At 70.0% G+C, this 22,566-nt stretch carries 23 protein-coding genes; 9 read left to right on the top strand and 14 right to left on the bottom strand.

The features are described from left to right. Positions 1-108 precede the first annotated feature (108 nt). Both ATSB10_RS01720 and ATSB10_RS01710 read left to right on the top strand, forming a co-directional pair. Positions 109-615, top strand: coding sequence for a Spy/CpxP family protein refolding chaperone (locus ATSB10_RS01720; RefSeq protein ID WP_063670145.1), 507 nt, complete (start codon positions 109-111; stop codon positions 613-615). A 150-nt stretch (positions 616-765) separates the two neighbouring features. After that, on the top strand, positions 766-1,371 hold the full coding sequence (locus ATSB10_RS01710) for a hypothetical protein (RefSeq protein WP_157468983.1): 606 nt from the start codon (positions 766-768) through the stop codon (positions 1,369-1,371). Between the two features lie 4 nt (positions 1,372-1,375). On the opposite strand, the gene ATSB10_RS19155 is transcribed toward ATSB10_RS01710, so the two are convergent. The 5 genes from ATSB10_RS19155 to ATSB10_RS01690 form a co-directional block, all read right to left on the bottom strand. Then, on the bottom strand, positions 1,376-1,543 hold the full coding sequence (locus ATSB10_RS19155; protein WP_157468981.1) for a YXWGXW repeat-containing protein: 168 nt from the start codon (positions 1,541-1,543) through the stop codon (positions 1,376-1,378). Positions 1,544-1,650: 107 nt separating this feature from the next. Continuing rightward, on the bottom strand, positions 1,651-2,844 hold the full coding sequence (locus tag ATSB10_RS01705; RefSeq protein WP_063670142.1) for an efflux RND transporter periplasmic adaptor subunit: 1,194 nt from the start codon (positions 2,842-2,844) through the stop codon (positions 1,651-1,653). Between the two features lie 16 nt (positions 2,845-2,860). Then, positions 2,861-5,227 carry an ABC transporter permease gene (locus ATSB10_RS01700; RefSeq protein WP_063670141.1) on the bottom strand — a complete coding sequence of 789 codons (2,367 nt, stop codon included), beginning with the start codon at positions 5,225-5,227 and terminating at the stop codon, positions 2,861-2,863. After that, the gene (locus tag ATSB10_RS01695) at positions 5,224-5,952 is read right to left on the bottom strand and encodes an ABC transporter ATP-binding protein (protein ID WP_063670140.1); all 729 of its coding nucleotides are present in this window, start codon (positions 5,950-5,952) and stop codon (positions 5,224-5,226) included. The genes ATSB10_RS01700 and ATSB10_RS01695 overlap by 4 nt, the downstream gene beginning before the upstream one ends. A 108-nt stretch (positions 5,953-6,060) precedes the next feature. After that, positions 6,061-7,437: a formimidoylglutamate deiminase gene (locus ATSB10_RS01690; RefSeq protein WP_063670139.1), complete on the bottom strand. Its 1,377-nt coding sequence runs from the start codon at positions 7,435-7,437 to the stop codon at positions 6,061-6,063. A gap of 79 nt (positions 7,438-7,516) precedes the next feature. Between ATSB10_RS01690 and ATSB10_RS01685 the strand changes: the two genes are divergently transcribed. From ATSB10_RS01685 to hutI, 3 genes are read left to right on the top strand one after another with little or no spacing between them, the layout of a single operon-like run. Next, positions 7,517-9,082 (top strand): bifunctional GNAT family N-acetyltransferase/carbon-nitrogen hydrolase family protein, encoded by a 1,566-nt coding sequence (locus ATSB10_RS01685; protein WP_063670138.1) that lies wholly within the window; start codon positions 7,517-7,519, stop codon positions 9,080-9,082. Between the two features lie 25 nt (positions 9,083-9,107). Further along, the gene (locus ATSB10_RS01680) at positions 9,108-10,646 is read left to right on the top strand and encodes a chloride channel protein (protein ID WP_063670137.1); all 1,539 of its coding nucleotides are present in this window, start codon (positions 9,108-9,110) and stop codon (positions 10,644-10,646) included. A 16-nt stretch (positions 10,647-10,662) separates the two neighbouring features. After that, on the top strand, positions 10,663-11,889 hold the full coding sequence (gene hutI / locus ATSB10_RS01675; protein ID WP_063670136.1) for an imidazolonepropionase: 1,227 nt from the start codon (positions 10,663-10,665) through the stop codon (positions 11,887-11,889). A gap of 78 nt (positions 11,890-11,967) precedes the next feature. Here the strand turns inward: hutI and ATSB10_RS01670 are convergent, their stop codons facing one another. From ATSB10_RS01670 to gltX, 5 genes are all read right to left on the bottom strand, one after another. Next, positions 11,968-12,129 carry a 30S ribosomal protein THX gene (locus tag ATSB10_RS01670; RefSeq protein WP_017460430.1) on the bottom strand — a complete coding sequence of 54 codons (162 nt, stop codon included), beginning with the start codon at positions 12,127-12,129 and terminating at the stop codon, positions 11,968-11,970. Between the two features lie 89 nt (positions 12,130-12,218). After that, positions 12,219-12,647: a MerC domain-containing protein gene (locus ATSB10_RS01665; protein ID WP_063670135.1), complete on the bottom strand. Its 429-nt coding sequence runs from the start codon at positions 12,645-12,647 to the stop codon at positions 12,219-12,221. Positions 12,648-12,756: 109 nt separating this feature from the next. Beyond that, complete coding sequence (locus tag ATSB10_RS01660; protein ID WP_063670134.1) at positions 12,757-13,260, bottom strand: transcriptional repressor; 504 nt, start codon at positions 13,258-13,260, stop codon at positions 12,757-12,759. A gap of 69 nt (positions 13,261-13,329) precedes the next feature. After that, on the bottom strand, positions 13,330-13,620 hold the full coding sequence (locus tag ATSB10_RS01655; RefSeq protein ID WP_063670133.1) for a hypothetical protein: 291 nt from the start codon (positions 13,618-13,620) through the stop codon (positions 13,330-13,332). Positions 13,621-13,657: 37 nt separating this feature from the next. Next, positions 13,658-15,058 carry a glutamate--tRNA ligase gene (gltX, locus tag ATSB10_RS01650; protein ID WP_063670132.1) on the bottom strand — a complete coding sequence of 467 codons (1,401 nt, stop codon included), beginning with the start codon at positions 15,056-15,058 and terminating at the stop codon, positions 13,658-13,660. A gap of 107 nt (positions 15,059-15,165) precedes the next feature. Between gltX and ATSB10_RS01645 the strand changes: the two genes are divergently transcribed. After that, positions 15,166-15,867, top strand: a complete 702-nt coding sequence (locus ATSB10_RS01645; RefSeq protein WP_063674294.1) for a transporter — start codon at positions 15,166-15,168, stop codon at positions 15,865-15,867. A 67-nt stretch (positions 15,868-15,934) separates the two neighbouring features. Here ATSB10_RS01645 and ATSB10_RS01640 read toward each other — a convergent pair whose 3' ends face one another. Further along, positions 15,935-16,240 (bottom strand): hypothetical protein, encoded by a 306-nt coding sequence (locus tag ATSB10_RS01640; RefSeq protein ID WP_063670131.1) that lies wholly within the window; start codon positions 16,238-16,240, stop codon positions 15,935-15,937. Positions 16,241-16,362: 122 nt separating this feature from the next. Between ATSB10_RS01640 and ATSB10_RS01635 the strand changes: the two genes are divergently transcribed. Both ATSB10_RS01635 and ATSB10_RS01630 read left to right on the top strand, forming a co-directional pair. Then, entirely contained in the window at positions 16,363-17,523 is a 1,161-nt protein-coding gene (locus ATSB10_RS01635; protein ID WP_063670130.1) for a glycosyltransferase family 4 protein, read from the top strand. After that, positions 17,492-18,061, top strand: a complete 570-nt coding sequence (locus tag ATSB10_RS01630; RefSeq protein ID WP_063670129.1) for a phosphatase PAP2 family protein — start codon at positions 17,492-17,494, stop codon at positions 18,059-18,061. Before ATSB10_RS01635 ends, ATSB10_RS01630 begins: the two co-directional genes overlap by 32 nt. Positions 18,062-18,353: 292 nt before the next feature. On the opposite strand, the gene accD is transcribed toward ATSB10_RS01630, so the two are convergent. From accD to trpB, 3 genes are all read right to left on the bottom strand, one after another. Continuing rightward, the gene (gene accD, locus ATSB10_RS01625; protein WP_063670128.1) at positions 18,354-19,226 is read right to left on the bottom strand and encodes an acetyl-CoA carboxylase, carboxyltransferase subunit beta; all 873 of its coding nucleotides are present in this window, start codon (positions 19,224-19,226) and stop codon (positions 18,354-18,356) included. 45 nt (positions 19,227-19,271) lie between these two features. After that, positions 19,272-20,072 (bottom strand): tryptophan synthase subunit alpha, encoded by an 801-nt coding sequence (trpA, locus tag ATSB10_RS01620; RefSeq protein WP_063670127.1) that lies wholly within the window; start codon positions 20,070-20,072, stop codon positions 19,272-19,274. Between the two features lie 127 nt (positions 20,073-20,199). Beyond that, positions 20,200-21,435, bottom strand: a complete 1,236-nt coding sequence (gene trpB, locus ATSB10_RS01615; RefSeq protein ID WP_063670126.1) for a tryptophan synthase subunit beta — start codon at positions 21,433-21,435, stop codon at positions 20,200-20,202. A 126-nt stretch (positions 21,436-21,561) separates the two neighbouring features. Between trpB and ATSB10_RS01610 the strand changes: the two genes are divergently transcribed. Continuing rightward, positions 21,562-22,455: a LysR family transcriptional regulator gene (locus tag ATSB10_RS01610; protein ID WP_063670125.1), complete on the top strand. Its 894-nt coding sequence runs from the start codon at positions 21,562-21,564 to the stop codon at positions 22,453-22,455. Positions 22,456-22,566: the final 111 nt, after the last annotated feature.

The following is a 22,566-nucleotide window of genomic DNA, read 5'->3' as shown; positions in this document are numbered from 1 at the left end:
GCGCGGACGCCACGGGCTTTACGCATCTTTACCTACGCGCAAAGAACATACACGCGGGGGTGTCGTCCAATGATCGCCAGTCCTCCACCCACGCAAGAGGTGTTACCCATGCTCAAGACGACCACCCTCGGCCTCATCCTCGCTTCGGCCCTGACGATCACCGGTGCGGCCTTCGCCGCCGCCGGCAACCACGACGGCGGGCAACGCTTCGGCGACCACGGCCATCGCGGCCACCACGGCATGCACGAGGCCTTCGCCAAGCTCAACCTGAGCGACGCCCAGAAGGCCAGCATCAGGCAGATCACCCAGGCCAACCGCGAGCAGAACAAGGGCCAGTGGCAGGCCCTGCGTACGCAACGCGAGGCATTCGGGCAGATGACCCCGGACCAGGTCGGCTACCAGGCCGCAGCGGCCCGGCTGGCTCAGGCCGAAGGCCAGGCGACCCAGGCCCGCGTCGAGCAGCGCGCCAGGGTGAAGGCGCAGATCTACGCGGTGCTGACGGCGCAGCAGAAGGCCCAGCTGGCCACGATGCGCAGCCAGCGCGAGGCGCGCCGCGAACAGTGGAAGGAATTCCGCCAGAGCCATCCGGCGCCGTCGGCCAGTTCGGCGCAGTAACTCCCCGACATCCACTCGAAGCGTCCGGCGCCAGCGTGAGCTGGCGCCTTTTTTCGTGGCACTCACGGGACATCCACGCCGCGGCGACGAGCTGCAGGCGCGGCCTTCATGCGTAGCGCCGGACCATCCCCGCACACCTGGGAGCCGCCGATGAAACGCCTGAGCCTGATCACCGCCAGTTTCGCCTTGCTTGCCGGATGCCACGGCAAGCCGCCGACCGCATCACCTGCGGCGGACTCGACACCCCACCGGTTCACCGCTCCGTCGCTGGGGTTGTCGATACCGATACCGGCCGACATGACGCTGCACCGCGATTTCGATCGCAGCTATCTGGATGCCGCCGCCTGGCAGGCATTCGCCGGGCCGCACGGCCAGGGCCAGCCGCTGGCCGCCCTGGTGCTGAAAGGCTCGGACCGGATCACCGCCGCCGAGCTGCGCATCAGCGAGAGCGGCGACGCCGACGCACTGGCCCACTGCGAGGACACTCCGGCCAGCGCAAAGCCGGGCTCGATCGCCAGCCAGACGCTGGACGGGATCCCGTTCCAGCGCTTCCGTGCCGGCGACGCGGCGATGAGCCACTACCTGCAGGTGGAGGGTTACCGGGCGGTGCGCGACGACCGCTGCGTGGCGATCGACCTGCTGGTGTACGGCACCCGACCGGAGGTCTACGCCCCGCCGCGCACGCCGCCCTTCAGCCAGGACCAGGCGTGGCAGGCGCTGCATGCCGCGCTGGCCGGACTGCATTGGTCACGCTGAGCTCTCAGCGAACGCGCCAGTGGCCGGAAACCCATACATGCGGCGCGGCCCAGTAGCCCGGTATCCACACGCGCGCATGACCGCGGGCCGGCACCACGATGCAGCCGGCCAACAGGGCGCTGGTACCCAGCAAGGCGGTGGAGATCAACAGACGTGATGCGAATCGGCGCATGGCGCACTCCCGACGTGGATGGTGCTGCCAGGAACGGCCCGACGCGCCGCGCGTAGACCACCGCGGAAGCTTGCGGACGGCCGCCGTTCATCGTGCAGGCATCCACCTCACGGGGAGCTCTCCAGCGCCCGCACGCGCTGGCCGTCGACGAGGCGATCGTCCGGATAGGCCACCACGCGGTCGCCTGCCTTGAGCCCGGCGAGAATCTCCACCGCACCGTCCCCCTGCATGCCCGGCGTGACCTCGACCCGGCGTGCGCGCCCGCCGGCGACGCGAAACACCATCCAGCGACGGCCCTCGCGGAACAGGGCGCTGGATGCGACCTGCAACACGTCGTCGCGCCGTGCCACCTCGAACTGGACCTCGACCCGGAAGCCGTCCCCCAGTGCCGCCCACTGCGCCCGCGGCGCGGTGATCCGCAGCCAGACCAGGGTGCGCTGCTCCTCCACGCCGAGCGCGGACACCTTGGTAAAGGCGCCGGGCTCGATCCGAAGCACGCGCGCCGGCAGCGGCTGGTCGCCGCCCCAGCGCAGGATCCGCGCCGCCGAGCCCGGATGCAGGCCGATCGCCTGCTGCGACAGCGCCTGCACCATCACCTGCAATTCGTCGAGGTCGCCGATTTCCAGCAACGACTGCCCGGCCTGCACCGGCACGGTGCTCTCCTGATAGCGATGCAGCACCACGCCGTCGACCGGTGCGCGCAGTTCGATACGCTCGCCGCCGCCCTGCCCCTGTCCCTTCAGCAACGCCGCCAGCGCATCGCGCTGCTGGCCTGCCGCCTGCTGTTCGGCCCGGGCGGCCGCGGCGGCGGCGCGCGCGCGGGCGACCCGCGCCTCGGTCTCGTCCAGCGCGGCCACGCTGACCACGCCGCCGGCACCCAGCGTGCGCATGCGCTGCACATCGCGCGAGGCCAGGTCGGCGTCCGCGTTCGCCGCCGTCAGTCGCTGCCCTGCCGCCTGCATCGAGGCTTCGGCGGCCTGCTGCTCGGCGAGCAGGCGGGCACGGTTGGCCGCATCGAGCAGGGCGCCGTGCATCGGCTCGATCACCGCCACCACCTGACCGGCACTCACCGTATCGCCCTGCAGCAGGTCGATCCGCTGCAGCGTGCCGGCGAGCGGTGCCGAGACCACCCAGCGCCGCGGCAACTGGGTCCGCCCCTCCTCCTCGAAGTGCTGCACCAGCGGACCGCGCTGCACCGTGGCGATATCGACCAGTCGCGGTGAGGTCTGCCATGCCCAGAGAAAGGCCGCGGCAAGCACGACCACCAGGACGGCAAGAGCGATCAGGTACGGGCGTTTCATGCGCACGACGGGTTCCTCATTCGCGGGTCTTCAATACACCGATCAGGTCGAGCCGGTGGATGCGACGACGCACCAGCAGCGCCGACAGCAGGCTGGCCACGCACACCGTCGCCGCGGCGAACGCATAGGTGGCGGTGGTGAGCCGCACCGGCACGCGGAACAGCTCGGACTGGAAGCCCTGCGTCATCAGCCAGCACAGCGCATGGCCGGCGACGAACCCAAGCGGCAGCGACACCAGCACCAGCAGTCCCAGCTGGCCGAGCAGCAGCACGCTGACTTCGCCCTCGGTCATGCCGAGCACGCGCAGGCTGGCCAGCTCGCGCCCGCGCTCGGACAGGCTGATCCGCGCGGCGTTGTAGACCAGCCCGAAATTGATCACCCCGCCGAGCAGCGCCGCCACCCAGGCGAACACCAGCAGGCTCTCGCCCATGGTGGCGTAGAAGCTGCGCACCGCGGCCAGCCGCGAATCGACACCGGCCACCCACGGCCGCCGGTTCAGCTCGGCATAGACGTCCGGCGCGGCACCGGGCATCACGCCCAGCAGCACGCCGGACACCACGTCGCCATCGCCCAGCAGGCGGTTCAGCGCGTCCAGGTCCATGTAGCCCTGGGCGCCGATGTACTCGTGCACGAAGCCGGCCACCGGCACGCTGACATGGTGGCGATGACCGTCCAGCGCCTGCACCTCCACGCGGTCGCCCGGCCGCAGGTCGAGCATCTGGCCCAGGTAGTCGGTGAGCAGCACGCCGTCAGTACGCGGCAACACCGGGCGCAGTGCGGTATCCAGCGGGCGACGCAGTTGCGCATCGGGCGGCAGCCCTTCGAGCACGGTGCGGTAGCTGCGCAGCCCGTGCACCAGACGCACCGGTGCCATCCGCACCGGTTCGGCTGCGCGCACGCCGGGCAACGCGGCCAGTTCCGGTACGGCACTGCGCGGTGCCGGTTCGACGAAACTGACGGCCAGGTCGTGCCGCTGCGCGATGCCGAGCTGGGTGTCGACCATGTACTGCACGGCGTCGCCCTGGAAGCGGCCGACCATCATCACCGCGCTGGCCATAGCCAACCCGAACACGGTGAACGCCGCCCGCCCGGGACGACGGCCGAGGTCGCGCAGCGCCATGCGCACCGCGGGCGTCAGCCAGCGGCGCAACCCCAGTCGCTCGGCCAGGCTCGGCCCGAATCGCGCCGGTGCCGGTGCGCGCATCGCCTCGGCCGGCGGCAGGCGCACGGCAGCGCGCAGCGCCATCAGCGCACCGGCCGCCGCCGCGCCCAGACTGACCGCCAATCCGGTGGCGATCGCCCCCGCGCTCAGCCCGTAGGCCAGGAACGGAAACCGGTAGATCCCCTGGTAGACGTGCGCCAGCCAGCCGCCGAGCGCCGCACCCAGTGCGATGCCGAGCAGCGCGCCGGCACCGGCGATCACCGCGGCGATCAGCAGGTAGTGCCAGGCCAGCGCGCGGTCCGGGTAGCCGAACGCCTTGAGCACGCCGATCTGGTCGCGCTGGGTGCCGAGCAGGCGCATCAGCACCACGTGCACCAGGAACACCGCCACGCCGAGGAAGATCGCCGGGAACAGCCGCGCCATGGTCTGCAGCTGGCGCATCTCCTCCTCCAGGTAGCGCGCAGAGGTCTGTTCGTGGCGACCGTAGGCACCGACGCCGCCGTAGCGCGCCAGCAGCTCGTCCAGCGCGGCGATCACCGCGGCCGGCTTCGCCTCGGGCCGCAGCCGCAGCACCACGCTGTTGAACGCGCCGTCCATCGACAGCGCCTTCTCCATCGCATGCCGGTTCATCCACGCCACGGCATAGCGACGGAAGTCGGGGAACACCGCGCCGGGCGGGCTCTGGTAGACGTACTCCGGCGAGGTCGCCACGCCGACCACGCGCAGCCAGCGCTGGCGCCCGCGCAGGGTCAGACTGAGCGTGTCGCCGGCGCGCAGCGCGTGGGCGGCGGCGAAGGCCTCGCCGAGCACCACCTCGTTGTCCACGTCCGGATCCGGCAGCCGCCCGCTGCGCAGTTGCAGGCGGTTGAGCAGCGGCTGCCCGCCCTCTTGTGGCAACGAGACCAGCTCGACCCGAACCGGCTCGCCGAAGCCGGGCACGCCGAGCGTGCCGGCCGCCATCAGGCGGGTCTGCGCGGTCTGCACGCCGTCGATGGCCGCCAGCCGCGGCGCCAGCGTGTCCGGTGCGCGCTTGAGCGGCGCCCACAAGTCGGCCAACGCACCTTCGCGGTAGAAGCGCTCCCGCGTCACGGTGAGCGACTGGTAGGTGGATTGCGACATCACCAGCGTGGCGACGCCGCCGGCGATCACGAGCGCGATCGCCAGCGCCTGCCCGCGCAGGTGCCACAGGTCGCGCCACGCCTTGCGGTTCAGCGCGCTCACCAGCGCAGCTCCCGCGCCGGGATGCGCTGCTCGGGGCGCGACTCGCGCACGATGCGGCCGTCGCCCAGGTACAGCACCCGGTGCGCCATGCGCGCGATGTCGGCGTTGTGGGTGATCACCACGGTGGTGGTGCCGAGCTCGACGTTGACCCGCTCCAGCGCCTCGAGCACGCGCACGCCGGTGGCCGAGTCGAGCGCGCCGGTGGGCTCGTCGCACAGCAATACCGCCGGCCGCTTGGCGATGGCACGGGCGATCGCCACCCGCTGCTGCTGGCCGCCGGAAAGCTGGGCCGGGAAATGATCCATGCGGTCGGCCAGGTCCACCCGCGCCAGCGCTTCCTCCGGGCTCATCGCGCCGTCGGCGAGGTCGGTGACGATGGCCACGTTCTCGCGTGCGGTGAGGCTGGGAATGAGGTTGTAGAACTGGAACACGAAGCCGACGTGCTCGCGCCGGAACAGGGTCAGCTCGCGCTCGTCGGCACCGGACAGGTGATGGCCCTCGTACCAGACCTCGCCCGCGGTGGGCACGTCCAGCCCGCCGAGGATGTTCAGCAGGGTCGACTTGCCGCTGCCGGACGGCCCCAGCAGCACCACGAACTCGCCGCGGTACAGGTCCAGGTCGACACCGCGCAGCGCATGCACCTCCACCTCGCCCATGCGGTAGACCTTGGTCAGGCCGCGGGCGCGGAAGACGGCATCGCTGTCCGGACGGGCGGGCGTCCCCATGCATGGCTCCATGACACCGCGCGGGGGTGCCGTGCCGACCACCCTAGACGCTGCGCGATCCCGCCGACCTGATCCTGCGCAAATACCGGCCCGATCGCCGGCGCGCGGTCAGGCGCGGGCGGCCAGCGCCGCCACCGTCGCCCGGTAGCGGGCGGCGATGCGCTCCTCGTCGTGATGCACGAAGTCGCGCACCACCCAGCGACCGCCGCACATCACGTGGCGCACCAGTGGCGTGTTGCCGGCGAAAAGGAAGCTGTCCATCGCCGACCCGGCCTCGCGAGCGGCGAGCAGCGGCGCCTGGTCATCCAGCACCAGCAGATCGGCACGCCGCCCCGCTTCCAGTGCGCCGAGCGGCAGGCCGGATGCCTGGGCACCGCCGCGCAGGGCGGCGGACCAGAGCGTTTCGCCCACGCTGGCACCCTCGCCGCGCGAAGCGATGTTGCGATGGCGGGTGACCAGCCGCTGGCCGTATTCGAGCCAGCGCAGTTCCTCCACCGGCGACACCGAGATGTGCGAGTCCGAGCCGACGCCGAGCACGCCGCCGGCATCGAGGTAGTCGGCCAGCGGGAACAGACCGTCGCCGAGATTCGCCTCGGTGGTCGGGCACAGGCCTGCGACCGCACCGCTGCGCGCCAGCCGCGAGGTCTCGTGGCCGGTCAGGTGGGTGGCGTGGACCAGACACCAGCGCGCATCCACGTCGGCGTGATCGAGCAGCCATTCGACCGGTCGCGCGCCGCGCACGGCAAGGCAGTCCTGCACCTCGCCGACCTGCTCGGCGATGTGGATGTGGATCGGCCCGGTCTGCGCCGCGCCGGTCGCCAGCAATGTCCGCATCGCGGTCTCCGGCACCGCGCGCAGCGAATGCATCGCAATGCCCACGCGCAGGTCGGCGGACTCGTGCGCGCGCAGCGCCTCGAGCAGGCGCAGGTAGTCGGACACCTCCGCGTGGCCGAAGCGGCGCTGGCGCGGCGCCAGCGGCCGGCCGTCGAAACCGCCGGTCATGTACAGCACCGGCAGCAGGGTCAGCGCGATGCCGGCTTCCCTCGCCGCCTCGATCAGCGCCAGCGACATCGCCTCGGGCTGCGCGTAGGGCGTGCCGTCCGGCTGGTGATGCACGTAGTGGAACTCGCAGACCTGGGTATAGCCGGCCTTGAGCATCTCCACGTAGAGCTGGGCGGCGATCGCCTGCAGCGATTCCGGATCCAGCGCGGCGGCGAAGCCGTACATCGCCTCGCGCCAGGTCCAGAAGCTGTCGTTGCCGGGACCGCGCCGTTCGGCCAGTCCGGCCATGGCCCGCTGGAAGGCGTGCGAATGCAGGTTGGGCATGCCCGGCAGCACCCAGCGGCCGAGTGGCTCGCCGACCGCATCGGGCGACTCGGCCAAATGCCCGGTGGCATCGACGGCCAGCTGGCCGCCGGCCCGCCAGCCCTGCGGCGTCCAGTGGACATCGGCATACGGGGATTCTTGCGAAACCGGCGACATCATGGGGGCGATCCGTCGAAAAAACCCCAGTGTAGCGGCCCGCGTCGACCCGGCCTTCGCGGCAGTGCGGCATAATGGGCGGATGGCCAGGAAGACTTCCGAGCAAGCACCCAAGCTGCAGCTTCGGCTGGCGGTGCCCGCGGACGTCCCCCAACTGGTCGAGCTGACCGCCCGCGTCTATACCGCCGAGTGGGGTCATTCGGCGGAAATGCTGCGCTCCCAGCAGACGCATTTCCCGGAAGGCCAGTTCGTCGTCGAGTACGAGGGGCGCATCGTCGGTTACTGCGCCACCTTCCGCATCGACGAGGCCACCGCGCTGGCGCCGCACACCTGGGTGCAGATCACCGGCGGCGGCATGGCATCGCGGCACAAACCGGACGGCGACTGGCTGTACGGCATGGAAGTGGTGGTGCACCCGGACTACCGCGGCATGCGCATCGGCCAGCGCCTGTACCAGGCGCGCAAGCGGCTGTGCCAGGAGCTGAAGCTGCGCGGCATCGTGTTTGGCGGACGCATCCCCGGCCTGGCCAGGAACCTCGCCCGCTACGGCAGCGCCGAGGCCTACGTGCAGGCGGTGGTCGAAGGCAGGCGCCGCGACCAGACGCTGAGCTTCCAGCTGCACAACGATTTCGAGCTGGTCGGCCTGCTGCGCAACTACGTGCCGTCGGACTACGACTCGCTCGGCTACGCCGCCCATCTGGTGTGGCGCAACCCACGCCTGATGGATCACCCGGACATGCCCTCGGTGCCGACGCCGCAGCGCCTGCCCGACTCGGTGCGGGTGGCCTCGGTACAGTACCAGCAGCGGCGCATCACCTCGTTCGAGGAATTCGCCACCCAGGTGGAGTACTTCACCGACATCGCCGCCGACTACAGCGCCGACTTCGTCACCTTCCCCGAACTGATCACGCTGCAGCTGCTGTCGATCGAGAACGAGGAGCTGTCGCCGGTCGAGGCGATCCGCAAGCTGAGCCACTACACGCCGCAGGTGAAGGAACTCTTCAGCTCGCTGGCGGTGCGCTACAACATCAACATCATCGGCGGCTCGCACCCGACCGAGCAGCCGAACGGCGACATCCACAACGTCTGCTACGTGTGCCTGCGCGACGGCTCGATCCACGAGCGCGAGAAGCTGCACCCCACGCCCAGCGAGCGCACCGTGTGGAACATCAGCGGCGGCGAGAGCGCGGCGACGATCCAGACCGACTGCGGCCCGATCGGCGTGATGATCTGCTACGACTCGGAGTTCCCCGAGGTCGCCCGCCACCTCACCGACCAGGGCGCGCTGATCCTGTTCGTGCCGTTCTGCACCGACGTGCGCGAGGGCTACCTGCGCGTGCGCTACTGCTCGCAGGCACGGGCGATCGAGAACCAGTGCTACGTGGTGCTGTCCGGCAACGTCGGCAACCTGCCCGGCGTGAACAACTTCGACATCCAGTACGGCCAGAGCTGCATCCTCACGCCCAGCGACTTCCCGTTCGCCCGCGACGGCATCGCCGCCGACTCCACGCCGAACATCGAGACGGTGCTGTTCGCCGACCTTAGCCTGGAGAACCTGGCCAAGGCGCGCAACGCCGGCGCGGTGCAGAACCTCAAGGATCGCCGCTTCGACCTCTACCAGACGCGCTGGCACACGCTGGCGCGCTGACCCCTTCCCTCCATTGCCCGACGACATGACCGACCAGCAGACACCTCCATCGACCTCGTCCAACCCGCGCCTGCAGGCGCTGCTGGGCCACGAATTCTTCGCCCCGGCCCAGTGGAAGCGCCGACTGGCGCTGTGGATCGGCGCCGTGCTGGTGGCGCTGGCGGCGATCGTGTTCGCCAAGGCCAGCGACTGGTCGTTCCACCTGTTCCAGGAAATACTCGGCTACGGCGTGTGGATTCCGCTGATCCTCACGCCGATCGTGTTCGCCGGGCTGGCCTGGGTGACCGAGGGCAAGCTGCGCGCCACGCGCGGCAGCGGTATTCCGCAGGTGATCGGCACCTTGCACATCGAGGACGAGGGCTTCCGCGCGAGGATGCTGGCGCTGCCGATCGCCGCCGGCAAGATGGTGCTCACCCTGATCGCGCTGGGCGTCGGTGCCTCGATCGGTCGCGAAGGTCCGACCGTGCACGTGGGTGCGGGCCTGTTCTACACGCTGGGTCGCCGCTTCGGCTTCACCGACCCGAAGGCGGCCTCGCGCTTCATCCTGGCCGGTGGTGCGGCGGGTATCGCCGCGGCGTTCAACACGCCGCTGGCCGGCGTGGTGTTCGCGATCGAGGAACTGGCCGGCACCTTCGAGCACCGCTTCAGCGGCCTGCTGCTCACCGCGGTGATCGTCGGCGGCGTGGTCTCGCTGGGCATCATGGGCAACTACTCCTACTTCGGCGAGGTGGACGCCAGCCTGCCGCTCGGCCACGCATGGCTGGCGGTGCTGCTCACGGGCATCATCTGCGGCCTGCTCGGCGGCCTGTTCGCGCGACTGATCCTGCTCAGCCGTCGCGGCCCGCTGGCCTACATCGGCCGGCTGCGCTCGCATGCACCGGTGCTGTTCGCCGCCGGCTGCGGCCTGGCGCTGGCGGTGCTCGGCGTGCTCACCCACAACAACATCTACGGCACCGGTTACGACCAGGCCCGCGCCTTCGTGCAGGAGGCCGCCGCCACGCCGGGCCAGGGCTTCGGCATCGCCAAGCTGCTGGCGAACGTGGTCTCGTACTGGGCCGGCATCCCCGGCGGCATCTTCTCGCCGGCGCTGGCCGTGGGCGCGGGCCTGGGCCACAACATCGCCACCTTCCTGCCGGGCGTGCCGGCCGCGGCGGTGGTGCTGCTGGGCATGAGCGCCTACCTCTCCGGCGTGACCGGCGCGCCGCTGACCTCGGCGGTGATCGCGATGGAACTGACCGACAACCAGGACATGGTGATCCCGATCATGGCCGCCTGCCTGCTGGCGCGCGCGGCCGCGTCGATCTTCAGCCCGACCCCGGTCTACAAGGATTTCGCCGAGCGCATGGTGCAGGATTTCGAACGCCAGCACGCCGCCGCCCAGGCGGCCGCCAAGGCCGAGGCCGAAGCGCATGGCGGTGCCCACCCCGCCGCTGCGGCAGAGGATCTGGAGGTCGTGGAACCGATGCCCGCCGGCAAGACCAGCGCCTACGACGAACAAGCCGCTCCGCGCGACTACGAGGAGCCGGCCGCACCGCCGCACGACACCGCACCCGACGCCCACTGAGCCGGAGGTCGCCGTGATGAGCGCAACGCGCTGGGACGTGCTGCTGACCGGAGCCAGGCTGGCGACCCTCGCCGAGGACGCGCCGTTCGGCCTGATCGACGACGGCGCACTGGCGATCGCTGGCGATCGCATCGCCTGGGTGGGGCGACGCACGGAACTGGACACAGTCGACCACCCGTCCGCCGTCGAGACGATCGATCTGGGCGGCGCGCTGGTCACGCCCGGCCTGATCGACTGCCACACCCACCTGGTGTTCGGCGGACAGCGCGCACGCGAATTCGACATGCGCCTGCACGGCGCCAGCTACGAGACCATCGCGCGGGCGGGGGGCGGCATCGTCTCGACCGTGACCGCCACGCGCGCGGCCAGTGAGGACGCGCTGCTGGCCAGCGCCTCCGCCCGTGCCCGCGCCCTGCTGGCCGACGGCGTCACCACGCTGGAGATCAAGTCGGGCTACGGCCTGACCCTGGACGACGAGCGGAAGATGTTGCGCGTGGCGCGCCGCCTCGGCGAGGAACTGGGCATCACCGTGCGCACCAGCTTTCTGGGTCTGCACACGGTGCCACCGGAATTCCGCGAGCGGCGAGCGGCCTACATCGCCGAGGTCTGCGACCGCTGGCTGCCGACGCTGGCCGGAGAGGGGCTGGTGGATGCAGTGGATGCGTTCTGCGAGCGGATCGCCTTCACCGCGGAGGAGACGCGTCGCCTGTTCGAACGGGCGACCGCCCTCGGCCTGCCGGTGAAACTGCACGCCGAGCAGCTGTCCGACCAGGGCGGCGCGGCGCTGGTGGCGGGGTTCGGCGGGCTGTCGGCCGACCATCTGGAACATCTGGACGAGGCCGGCATCGAGGCGATGGCCGGTGCCGGCACCGTGGCGGTGCTGCTGCCGGGGGCGTTCTACGCGCTGCGCGAGACGAAACTGCCGCCGGTGGATGGCCTGCGTGCCGCCGGGGTGCCGCTGGCCGTGGCGACCGACTGCAACCCGGGCACTTCCCCGCTGCTGTCGCTGCGGCTGGCGGCCGGCATGGCCTGCACGCTGTTCCGGCTGACCCCGGAGGAAGCCCTGCGCGGCATCACCGTGCACGCCGCACGCGCGCTGGGGCTGGCCGACCGCGGCACGCTCGCCGCCGGCCAGCGGGCGGATCTGGCCGTGTGGAACGTGCGCGAGCCGGCCGAACTCTGCTACTGGATCGGCGGCACCCTGCTCCGCCAGCGCTGGGTCGGCGGTCGCCGCGCCGGCTGATTCCGCGCCTCGCCTGCCGCGGACACGAAAAACCCCGCCGCAGCGGGGTTTTTTTCGTGCGTCGCCCGGCGCGTGGGCTCAGGCCGACTTCTTCTTCGGTGCCGCCTTCTTGGCTGCCGCCGGCTTGGTCACGGTCGGCTTGCCGCCGGCCACGGCCGGCTGGGCGCCATGAGCGCGGCTGTTGCCGTAGCTGGCACGATTGATCTTGCCGCGGCGGGTCCTGCGATCGCCCTTACCCATGGGAACTCCTCGATGATTCGTTGATGACTGGTACGGCCGACCATCGTAGCAGTGGACCCGCAAATCGCAAGACGGCGCGGCGCCGCCGTTCAGTGCACGCAGGTGGGCCCGTGGATGTGCCCGCTCAGGCGGTCGGCACGCAGGTTGAGGAAGTGCGAGAAGGCCAGCAGCAGGCCACCGATCGTCACCAGCACGCTGTGCAACACGATCGAGTACCCCTCGGCCAGGGTCACGCCGAGCAGCAGCAGGGTCAGTCCCGGCAATGCGAACGTCAACGGCTGGGGCACGTGGTGGCGCCGATAGCCGCGCCCCAGGCTGAACAGGGCAAGCGCGCTGGCGAACATCACGAAGCCGCGCTCGAAAGCATGGCTGGCCAGGAACTCCAGCCCCACCAGCGGCAGGATCGCCAGCACGAACGGCAGCGCGGCGCAGTGGATCGCGCAGAGGAACGAGGCCGTGGCGCCGATGCGATCGGCCACGTGCCACCAGAAGGATTTGTCGGAAGGCTCGGGTTGCATGGGGTCGCCCCAGTCAACGGCGGCGGGGAGGACCGCCTGTCTGGACATGGATGTTACTTTATAACAACACCGCTTGCCAACCCGGAGCCGACGGCCCGCGTGGGTCGGTTCAGTCCTTGCGGCAGTTGCGGCACACGCCGTGCACTTCCAGCGTCTGCGCCTGCGGCCGGAAGCCGAAGCTCTCGGCCTGGGATTCGATCAGTGCCGCAACCCGTTCGTCGCACACTTCCTGCGCGCTGGAGCAGACATCGCAGATCAGGAACGGCACCTGGTGCGCCTCGGCCGGATGGTGGCAGGAGACGAACGCGTTGACCGATTCGAGCTTGTGGATGAAGCCCTGCTCGAGCAGGAAATCCAGCGCGCGGTAGACCGTGGGCGGTGCCGCATTGCCGTGATGCTCGCGCAGCTGGTCGAGCAGGTCGTAGGCCTTGACCGGCTTGCCCGCCGCGGCCACCAGTTCCAGCACTTCCTTGCGCAGCGGCGTGAGCCGCAGGCCGCGCTCCTCGCTCGCGTGCGAAACCGCCTCGACGAAACCCTGCGGGGTCTCCTCGTGGTGCGTGTGGAACTTGCCCGCTGCCTGCTTGCTCAATGGGTTCACCTCGACCGGGATCATACATCGGGCACCGCATGCACCCGATACCGGCAGATGGGGACGAACGGCAGGAACGAAAGTTCGTACGGATCAGCGCGACGGACGCCGTGGCGGCAACGGGGGCGGACGGCTGGCCGAGGGTGGCGGCAGGCGCCAGACCACCCACCAACCGACCGGTCCGAGCAGCAGTGCCCAGACCACGCCCGCCCCGGTGCGTCCGCGCCACCATCCCAGCGCGGCACCGACCACGACGAAGAACAGGCTCCACCAGGTCAGCGCGGCCCAAGGCACCAACGCCATCAGGTTGGCGAAGACGTGCCAGAACGCGCCCGGCGCATCCAGATCCACGCCCTGCGTCGCCTTGGCCAGCAGCTCATCCATGGCGGTGGCCGGGTCGGCGGGGCATGCTCGGGATCGATCAAGCCTGCGCGCGGGTGAGCGCGTCGTCGATGCGCTGCAGCGCCACGTCGCGGCCGGCCAGGTAGATGGTGTGATCGATCGATGGCGAGACCTGGGTGCCGGTCATCGCCACGCGCAGCGGCTGCGCCACCTTGCCCATGCCCAGCTCCAGCTTGGCGGCGACCTGTTCGATCACCGCATGGATCGGCTCGGGCTTCCACGCGCAACCGGCGAGCAGCGCCTTCGCCTCGCTCAGCACGGCGATGGCGCTGTCGCTCTTCAGGTGCTTGGCGACGGCCTTCTCGTCCCATTCGGGGATCGGGCCGAACCAGATCGCCGCGCGTTCGGCCATCTCCTTCAGTGTCTGCACGCGGTCGCGCAGAGCCACGATGAGGTCGGCCGCGGCCGGCCCCTTCGCCGGATCCAGCCCCGCCTGCTGCAGGTGCCACTCGAATTCCGGTGCGATGGCCTGCGGGTCGTCGGTCTTCAGGTAATGCTGGTTCAGCCACTTCAGCTTCTCGGTATCGAAGCGCGAGGCCGCCTTGTTGACGTCGGCGATATCGAACAGTTTCACCATCTCCTCGCGCGAGAAGATCTCCTGGTCGCCGTGCGACCATCCCAGCCGCACGAGGTAATTGAGCAGCGCGTGCGGCAGGTAGCCGTCGCTGCGGTACTCCATCACGCTCACCGAGTTGGTGCGCTTGGAGAGTTTCCTGCCCTCGTGGTCAAGGATCATCGGCAGGTGCGCGAACTCCGGCACCGCGGCGTCGAGCGCGTGATAGATGTTGATCTGGCGCGGGGTGTTGTTGACGTGGTCGTCGCCGCGGATCACCTCGGTGATGCCCATGTCGATGTCGTCCACCACCACGGCGAAGTTGTAGGTCGGCCAGCCGTCGGAGCGGAAGATCACCAGGTCGTCCAGCTCGCTGTTGGCGATCTCGATGCGCCCCTTGACCTTGTCCTCGAACACCACCGAACCCTCGGCGGGATTCCTGAAGCGGATCACCCGGTTCGGGTCCTCACGATACGGTTCGTTGCGGTCGCGGTAGTAGCCGTTGTAGCGGGGCTTCTCGCCGGCCGCCATCGCGGCCTCGCGCATCGCCTCGATCTCGTCCTTCGACTCGTAGGCGTAGTAGGCCTTGCCCTCGGCCAGCAGCCGGTCGGCGACTTCCTTGTAGCGGGCCAGCCGCTGGGTCTGGTAGACGGGCTTCTCGTCGGCATCCAGGTCCAGCCAGTGCATGGCGTCGAGGATCGCCTTGACCGCCTCGTCGGTGGAGCGCTCGCGATCGGTGTCCTCGATGCGCAGCACGAACTCGCCACCGCGACGGCGCGCCTCCAGCCAGCAGTACAGTGCGGTGCGCGCGCCGCCGATGTGCAGGAAACCGGTGGGGCTGGGAGCGAAGCGGGTGCGGACGGTCATGGGATACTGGCGCGATGCGAAAGGGAACGTTCCATTTTAGACCATCCGGCCCGTTGTGCCGGCCTGCGTCCTGGGCGATCGCGCTGGTCGCGTCGGCCGGGCTCGGGATGGTCCACGCGCAGACCCGCAACCCCGGTTACGACCGGCCGGGCATGGGCTTTGCGCCCGCGGTCCTGGATGCCGGCGCGTTCACCGTCGAACAAGGCCTGCCGGATGTCAGCGAAGACCGCGACGGCGCCACGACCACCCGCCTGTACAGCGCCGACACCCTGCTCCGCCTGGGCCTCGGCGGCCCCCTGGAACTGCAGCTGGGCAGCACGCCATGGAACCGGCTGGCCACGCCCGGCGGCGACCTGCGCGGTCGCGGCAGCAGCAGTCTGGGCCTCAAGTTCGCGCGGCCGGCCGGCGACTCGGCGTGGAGCTGGGGTCTCCTCGGCAGCATGACGTTCACCGACGGCAGCCGCGCGTTCCGGGCCGACCGCCGCCAGTACATGCTCGGACTGGAAGTGAACCGGCAGGCGGGAGCAAGGCAGTCGCTGGGGCTGTATCTCGCCGATGCGCGTGCCGCAGGCGACAGCAGCACGCTGGCGCTCAGTGACACCGTGTCCGTCACGCCTGCGCTGAGCGCCTACCTGCAACTGGCGACGCTGCATCCGAGCCATGCGGGAGCCGGGCAGCTCGCCGGTGCAGGCCTTGCCTGGATGGCCACCCCGCGCCTGCAGCTCGACGCGGGCTTCAACCACCGGCTGGCGGGCAGCGCATCACGCTGGCAGGCCAACCTCGGCGCGTCGTACTACTTCGGCGACTGAGCCGGCCGGTCGTCAGCGGCGCAGTTGCGTCTCGCAACCCCTGCCGCGACACAGCTCCATATCGGGATTACGGAACTGGCCGCCGACCGCGCCCCACCCCCGAAGCATCCAGCGACAACGGATGGATGGCAGCCTTCGCGCTGCCCATGTCGATCTGCGGCAAGGGTTCCGGACGCCTGGACGGAGTCGCGCTGATCAGCTCGTAGCGCACCTCGAACAGCGGGTGGTGCGACTTGGCCGGCACCTTGTCCGGGACAACAAACCCGACGCCCTCTTGCTGCGGTAGCGCGACAGCGGCAAGGCAGCCCTTTGGCAGGACCCATCCGAGCAACAGCAATATCGGCTTCATGGCGGCCTTCTGGGCCTCGCGCATGTGGGGACGGCGGGCACCGGGCCGGTGTTAGCCCTACCGGGGCGTCACCAGGACGTCACAACCGCGCCATGCCGCCGAAACCTCGCCTGCCCACGCTATGCCAAGCCAGCCAGAGGCACGCCATGCGTATCGGCATCGTCACCGAAACCTATCCGCCGGAGATCAACGGCGTCGCGCTGACCGTCCACAGCCTTGCCGCCGGGCTCGCGTCGCTGGGGCACTCGGTCGAGGTGATTCGCCCGCGGCAGCCGCAGCCGTTCGTCGACGAACCGGGCACGCTGCCGGTGGAGACCCGCGGCGCCGCACTGCCGCGCTACCCGGGGCTTCGCTTCGGGTTGCCCGCCGGCCGCATGCTGCGCCGCCGCTGGAGCCGTTTGCGGCCGGACGCCATCTACGTGGCCACGGAAGGCCCACTGGGGTGGTCGGCCATGCGCGCTGCGCAACAGCTCGACCTGCCGGTCGCCACCGGCTTCCATACCCGCTTCGACACCTACGCGGCGCACTACGGGGTCGGCTTCCTCACCGAGGCCGTACGCGGCTATCTGCGGCGCTTCCACAATCGCGGCGGCGCCACGCTGGTACCGACCGAAGCGCTGCGACGGGAACTCAACGACATGGGCGTGGCCAACGCGCGCATCCTGCGCCGCGCCGTGGACACCCGGCAGTTCCATCCGCAGCACCGCGACCCGGCCCTGCGCCTGCAGTGGGGCGCCGAAGGCCATGCGCCGGTGATGCTCTACGTCGGCCGCATCGCCGCGGAAAAGAACCTCGATCTCGCCGTGCGCAGTTTCCGCGCGCTGCAGCAGCAGGTGCCCGAGGCCCGCTACGTGTGGGTCGGCGATGGCCCCGCACGCGCGGCGCTGCAGGAAGCCCACCCGGACTTCATCTTCGCCGGCATGCAGCGCGGCGAGGCGCTGGCGCGACACGTGGCCAGCGCGGACCTGTTCGTCTTTCCCAGCCTGAGCGAGACCTTCGGCAACGTGATCCTGGAGTCGCTGGCCGCCGGCGTGCCGGTGGTCGCCTACCGCGAAGGCGCCGCGCGCGAGCACATGACCGACGGCCACAACGGTTACGTGATCGAGCCGGACAACGAGCCGCGCTTCATCGAGGCGGCGATCACCCTGGGCAGCAACCCCAGCCTGATCCGCCACATGGGCCGCGCTGCCCAGGCCAGTGTGGCCGCGCTGTCGCCTGACGCGGTGATCCGCGATTTCGAATCCCTGCTGATGCAGCTCGCCGAGGAGAAGCGCCATGTCCCGCCTGCCGCCGCTGCCCACGCCTGAGCTTGCCATCGGGCCGCGCTTCGCCATCGACCGCCGCATGTGCGTGGCGGCCAACCGCTGGGGCGCGCGTCGCGCGGTGGGCGTGTTCTTCGGTGCGGTCAGCCGGCTCGGCGACGGCGTGTTCTGGTATGCGTTGATGCTCTCGCTGGCGCTGTTCGACGGTTTGCGCGGACTCACCGCCGCCGCGCACATGGCGCTCACCGGGCTCACCGCACTGATGCTCTACCGCCTGCTCAAGCGCTGGACCCGGCGCCCGCGGCCGTTCCGCGCCTGCCCCGGCGTGATCGCGCACGTGCCGCCGCTGGACGAGTTCAGCTTCCCGTCCGGCCACACGCTGCAAGCAGTGGGCTTCACCGTGGTGGCGCTGGCCTGGTATCCGATGCTGGCGCCGCTGCTGCTGCCGTTCACCGCACTGGTCGCCGCCTCGCGGGTGATTCTCGGCCTGCACTACCCCAGCGACGTGCTGGCGGCGATCGGCATCGGCGGCGCGCTCGGTTCGCTCGCGCTGTGGCTGGGTCATCTCGCGCTGCTGGCGTGAGCAGATCCTAGCCAGCACGTGCACGAGTGCTGTGCGATCAGCACGATAGGCCACCTATCCACAGGCTTTTCCCATCGACCTCCACAGCGGCTGTGGAAAACGCGCGCACGGCTGCACAGAAAATGAGCGGCGCGTAGAAAGTGTCTGATCGCAAACATGCGAATCGCGCTTGTCCACAGGCTTTTCCGCAGGACACCCACACCGGCTGTGGACAACACCGGATGCGCCCACAAAAAAGCCGCCGCACCGGAGGGTGCGACGGCTTCGACGGGGCCCCGCGGCGATCCGCGGATCAGGCCGCGCGCGGCGCCTTCATCAGCAGGCCGAGCACATCGGCGAGGCGATCACGCATCTCGCGGCGGTCGACGATCATGTCGATCGCACCGTGCTCGAGCAGGAACTCCGAACGCTGGAAGCCTTCCGGCAGCGTCTCGCGCACGGTCTGCTCGATCACGCGCGGACCGGCGAAACCGATCAGCGCCTTCGGCTCGCCGATGTTGATGTCACCGAGCATCGCCAGGCTGGCCGATACGCCGCCGGTGGTCGGGTTGGTCATTACGCTGATGTACGGCACACCGGCGTCGCGCAGCTTCGCCAGCGCGGCCGAGGTCTTGGCCATCTGCATCAGCGAGAACAGCGACTCCTGCATGCGCGCACCACCGGTCGCCGAGAAGCACACCAGCGCACTGCGCTCGGCCAGCGCCTTTTCCGCCGCGCGGGCGAACTTTTCGCCGACCACCGAACCCATCGAACCGCCCATGTAGGCGAACTCGAAAGCCACGGCGACCAGCGGGCGCTCCTTGAGCTTGCCGCTCATCGCGACCAGTGCGTCCTTTTCGCCGGTGGACTTCTGCGCGCCCACCACGCGGTCGCGGTACTTCTTCGAATCGCGGAATTTCAGCGGGTCGGTCGGCTCGAGATTCGGCCACAACTCGACCGTGCTGCCCTCGTCGAACAGCGCGGCTAGGCGCGCACGCGCGCGGATGGCGTGGTGATGGCCGCACTTGGGGCAGACCATCAGGTTGCGCTCCAGCTCCGGGCGGTAGAGCACCGCGCCACAGCCGCCGCACTTGTCCCACACGCCCTCGGGCACCTTGCCCTTGCCGGCGGCGGGTGCGCCCTGGGTACGGGCGCGCGGGGTCATGATTTTCTGCAGCCAGTTCATTGCAACACCTCAAACGTTCCTGACCGAAACGGCCAGGCGACCGTTTCAGTGTGCATCGAGTGCGGCGCGGATCGGTGCCAGGAAGTCCTTTGCCCGGGCCACGGCTTCGTCCGCCGTGCCTGCCCCGTCCAACCGCTCCACCAGCGCGCTGCCGATCACCACCGCATCGGCGAAGGCGGCAATCTCCTTCGCGCTCTGCGCATCGCGCACGCCGAAACCCACTGCCACCGGCGCCCTGGCGCGCGAGCGGATGTCGGCCACGCGGGACGCGATGTCCCGGGTGCTCAACCGCCCGGCGCCGGTGATGCCGGCAAACGACACATAGTACAGGAAGCCCTCGGCCACCTCGCACAACTGCGCCATACGCGCGGGTGCGGTGGTCGGGGCTGCCAGGCGGATGGTCTTGAGGCCGGCGGCGCGCAGCGGTTCGAGCACCGCAGACTCTTCCAGCGGACAATCCACCAGCAGCACCCCATCCACGCCCGCGGCCGCGGCCTCCGCGGCGAACGCCTCGTAGCCGTGGATCTCGACCGGGTTGAGGTAGCCCATCAGCACCACCGGCGTGTCCGCATCGCGCCGGCGGAATTCACCCACCCAGCGCAGCACGTCGCCCAGGCCTACGCCTTTGGCGATCGCCCGCTCGCTGGCGTGCTGGATCACCGGACCGTCGGCCATCGGGTCGGAGAACGGCACGCCCAGTTCGATCAGGTCCGCACCGCCTTCCACCAGCGCGTGCATCAGCGCGACCACGGCATCAGGCGATGGATCGCCGGCGGTGACGAACGGGATCAGGCCGGTGCGGCCGGCGGCCTTGAGCGAGGCGAAGCGTTGATCGATTCGGGACATGGGAGCCAGGAGCGAGGAGTGAGTGGAGAGGAGTGAGGAGTGAGAGCAGGCAAGTCCGGAAGATTCGAGTGGCGTGGAGCGAAGTGGCTTTCTCTCACTTCTCACTCCTCGACACTCACTCCTGCTCTCAGACGGTGACGCCCTCGCGCGCGGCGATGGTGTGCACGTCCTTGTCGCCGCGACCCGAGAGGTTGCACAGCACCAACCCGTCTTTTGGAAGCTCGCGAGCGAGCTTCATCGCCTGCGCCACCGCGTGGCTGGACTCCAGCGCCGGCAGGATGCCCTCCATGCGCGCCAGCAGGTGGAACGCCTCCATCGCCTCGGCGTCGGTGACGCCCACATAGTCGGCGCGGCCGGTGTCCTTGAGGAAGGCGTGCTCGGGGCCGACGCCCGGGTAATCGAGGCCGGCGGAGATCGAGTGGGTCTCGGCGATCTGGCCGTTGTCGTCGCACAGCACGTAGGTGCGGTTGCCGTGCAGCACGCCGGGGCGACCGGCCGCCAGCGAGGCCGCATGCAGTCCGCTGCCGATGTCCTCGCCCGCCGCCTCGGCGCCGACGATACGCACGTCGCGGTCGTTGAGGAATTCGTGGAACAGGCCGATCGCATTGGAGCCGCCGCCGACGCAGGCGGTGATCGCATCCGGCAGCCGGCCATATTCGGCGAGCATCTGCGCGCGCGCCTCGCGGCCGACGATGGCGTTGAAGTCGCGCACCATCATCGGGTACGGGTGCGGACCGGCCACGGTGCCGATGATGTAGAAGGTGTCGGCCACGTTGGTGACCCAGTCGCGCATCGCTTCGTTCAGCGCGTCCTTCAGCGTCTTCGAGCCGGAGGTCACCGGCACCACCTCGGCGCCAAGCAGCTTCATGCGGTAGACGTTGATCTTCTGCCGCTCGATGTCGGTGGCGCCCATGTACACCACGCACTTCAGGCCCAGCCGCGCGGCCACTGTGGCACTGGCCACGCCGTGCTGCCCGGCGCCGGTCTCGGCGATGATGCGCGGCTTGCCCATGCGCTTGGCGACTAGGCCCTGGCCGATGGTGTTGTTGATCTTGTGCGCGCCGGTGTGGTTCAGGTCCTCGCGCTTGAGGATGATGCGCGCGCCGCCCACGTGCGCCGACAACCGCTCGGCGTGGTACAGCGGGCTGGGCCGCCCGACGTAGTGGGTAAGGTCGCGGTCCAGCTCGGCGAGGAATTCCAGATCCTTGCGCAGGCGCTCGTACGCCTCGGTCAGCTCGGCCAGCGGCGCCATCAACGTCTCGGCCACGTACTGGCCGCCGAAGGGGCCGAAACGACCGTGCGGATCGGGCCAGGCATGGAAGTCGGTGACGGTGGGGACGGCGGTCGACGCGGGCGTGGCCATGGCGATATTCCTGTGCGAAAAACTGCGACGTGCTGGTCCGGCAAACCGGCAAGGTGCCCAGCATAGGCCGGCCACGGCCGGAGAAAAAGCGAGAAGTTCGCAACGATATGTGAGTAAATATCACACATGAGCGCGCGTGACCTGCCCCCACTCAATGCCCTGCGTACCTTCGAAGCCGCCGCGCGACTGGGCAGCATGAGCCTCGCTGCGCGGGAGCTGCACGTGACCCACGGTGCGGTAAGCCGGCAAGTGCGCGTGCTGGAAGAGGCGCTGGGCCAGCCACTGTTCACCCGGGAAGGCCGCGGGATCGCACTCACCACGGTCGGCCAGCAGCTGCACGAGCAATGCAGCACCGCGTTCGGGCAACTGCGCGAGGGCTGGCAGCAATTGCGCCACACTCGCGCCTCGGCGGCCTTCGTGCTCGGCTGCCCGGGCAGCGTGCTCGCGCGCTGGGTGATTCCACGGATGGAGCGCCTGCGCCACGAGCTGCCCACCCTGCCCCTGCATCTGGCGGTGCAGGAGGAACCCGTCGCCGACCATCTGGCAGAAGTGGACGCCGCCCTGCTGCTGGCCGCGCCACCCTGGCCTGCCGGCTGGCAGGTCCACGAACTGGCGCCGGAACGGATCGGCCCGGTACTCAGCCCGCGCTACCCCGGCGCCGAGCGCCTGCGCGAATCCCCCGTCAGCGCGCTGCGTGACGAACCGTTGCTGTATACCGCCTCGCGCCCGCAGGCCTGGCCGGAGTGGGCGCGCGCCACGGGGCTGCCGCCCGCCTCGCTGCAACAGACCCAGGCGCTGCCCCATCTGTACTTCCTGCTGGAAGCCGCCGCGGCGGGCCTGGGCGTGGCGATCGCGCCGCAGCCACTGGTGGCCGACGATCTCGCCGACGGCCGATTGCTGGCCCCCTGGGGGTTCCACCCGACCTCCGCATGCTGGGCACTGGTCTCGGCGCGAGGCAGCGAGGATCCGCGACTCCCGGCCTTGGCACGATGGCTGCGCGGCGAGTTGGCCGCTACCTGAGCGCTTTCCCGGTGGCGCGAATCCGGTCCACCAATCGCAAGCCATCAGGGAGAAACCCGGGCCTCCGGCGAACACTCGCGGCAAGGTTCCCGCACACCGGGACCGCAAGGC

Source organism: Dyella thiooxydans (genome assembly GCF_001641285.1).
In the GTDB taxonomy this organism is placed as follows: Bacteria; Pseudomonadota; Gammaproteobacteria; order Xanthomonadales; family Rhodanobacteraceae; genus Dyella_A; species Dyella_A thiooxydans.
Note: the sequence above shows the minus strand (reverse complement) of the source record. Positions and strands in the feature narration are given on the sequence as shown.

Coding starts and splice junctions, on each gene's coding strand:
- ATSB10_RS01685 (WP_063670138.1), top strand. CDS start 7,517: ATGGCCAGGAAGACTTCCGAGCAAGCACCCAAGCTGCAGCTTCGGCTG.
- gltX (WP_063670132.1), bottom strand. CDS start 15,058: ATGACCGTCCGCACCCGCTTCGCTCCCAGCCCCACCGGTTTCCTGCAC.
- ATSB10_RS01680 (WP_063670137.1), top strand. CDS start 9,108: ATGACCGACCAGCAGACACCTCCATCGACCTCGTCCAACCCGCGCCTG.
- trpA (WP_063670127.1), bottom strand. CDS start 20,072: ATGTCCCGAATCGATCAACGCTTCGCCTCGCTCAAGGCCGCCGGCCGC.
- accD (WP_063670128.1), bottom strand. CDS start 19,226: ATGAACTGGCTGCAGAAAATCATGACCCCGCGCGCCCGTACCCAGGGC.
- ATSB10_RS01640 (WP_063670131.1), bottom strand. CDS start 16,240: ATGCGCGAGGCCCAGAAGGCCGCCATGAAGCCGATATTGCTGTTGCTC.
- ATSB10_RS01710 (WP_157468983.1), top strand. CDS start 766: ATGAAACGCCTGAGCCTGATCACCGCCAGTTTCGCCTTGCTTGCCGGA.
- ATSB10_RS01670 (WP_017460430.1), bottom strand. CDS start 12,129: ATGGGTAAGGGCGATCGCAGGACCCGCCGCGGCAAGATCAATCGTGCC.
- ATSB10_RS01630 (WP_063670129.1), top strand. CDS start 17,492: ATGTCCCGCCTGCCGCCGCTGCCCACGCCTGAGCTTGCCATCGGGCCG.
- ATSB10_RS01660 (WP_063670134.1), bottom strand. CDS start 13,260: ATGATCCCGGTCGAGGTGAACCCATTGAGCAAGCAGGCAGCGGGCAAG.
- ATSB10_RS01645 (WP_063674294.1), top strand. CDS start 15,166: ATGGTCCACGCGCAGACCCGCAACCCCGGTTACGACCGGCCGGGCATG.
- ATSB10_RS01690 (WP_063670139.1), bottom strand. CDS start 7,437: ATGATGTCGCCGGTTTCGCAAGAATCCCCGTATGCCGATGTCCACTGG.
- ATSB10_RS01655 (WP_063670133.1), bottom strand. CDS start 13,620: ATGGATGAGCTGCTGGCCAAGGCGACGCAGGGCGTGGATCTGGATGCG.
- ATSB10_RS01610 (WP_063670125.1), top strand. CDS start 21,562: ATGAGCGCGCGTGACCTGCCCCCACTCAATGCCCTGCGTACCTTCGAA.
- ATSB10_RS01695 (WP_063670140.1), bottom strand. CDS start 5,952: ATGGGGACGCCCGCCCGTCCGGACAGCGATGCCGTCTTCCGCGCCCGC.
- hutI (WP_063670136.1), top strand. CDS start 10,663: ATGAGCGCAACGCGCTGGGACGTGCTGCTGACCGGAGCCAGGCTGGCG.
- trpB (WP_063670126.1), bottom strand. CDS start 21,435: ATGGCCACGCCCGCGTCGACCGCCGTCCCCACCGTCACCGACTTCCAT.
- ATSB10_RS01720 (WP_063670145.1), top strand. CDS start 109: ATGCTCAAGACGACCACCCTCGGCCTCATCCTCGCTTCGGCCCTGACG.
- ATSB10_RS01635 (WP_063670130.1), top strand. CDS start 16,363: ATGCGTATCGGCATCGTCACCGAAACCTATCCGCCGGAGATCAACGGC.
- ATSB10_RS01705 (WP_063670142.1), bottom strand. CDS start 2,844: ATGAAACGCCCGTACCTGATCGCTCTTGCCGTCCTGGTGGTCGTGCTT.
- ATSB10_RS19155 (WP_157468981.1), bottom strand. CDS start 1,543: ATGCGCCGATTCGCATCACGTCTGTTGATCTCCACCGCCTTGCTGGGT.
- ATSB10_RS01665 (WP_063670135.1), bottom strand. CDS start 12,647: ATGCAACCCGAGCCTTCCGACAAATCCTTCTGGTGGCACGTGGCCGAT.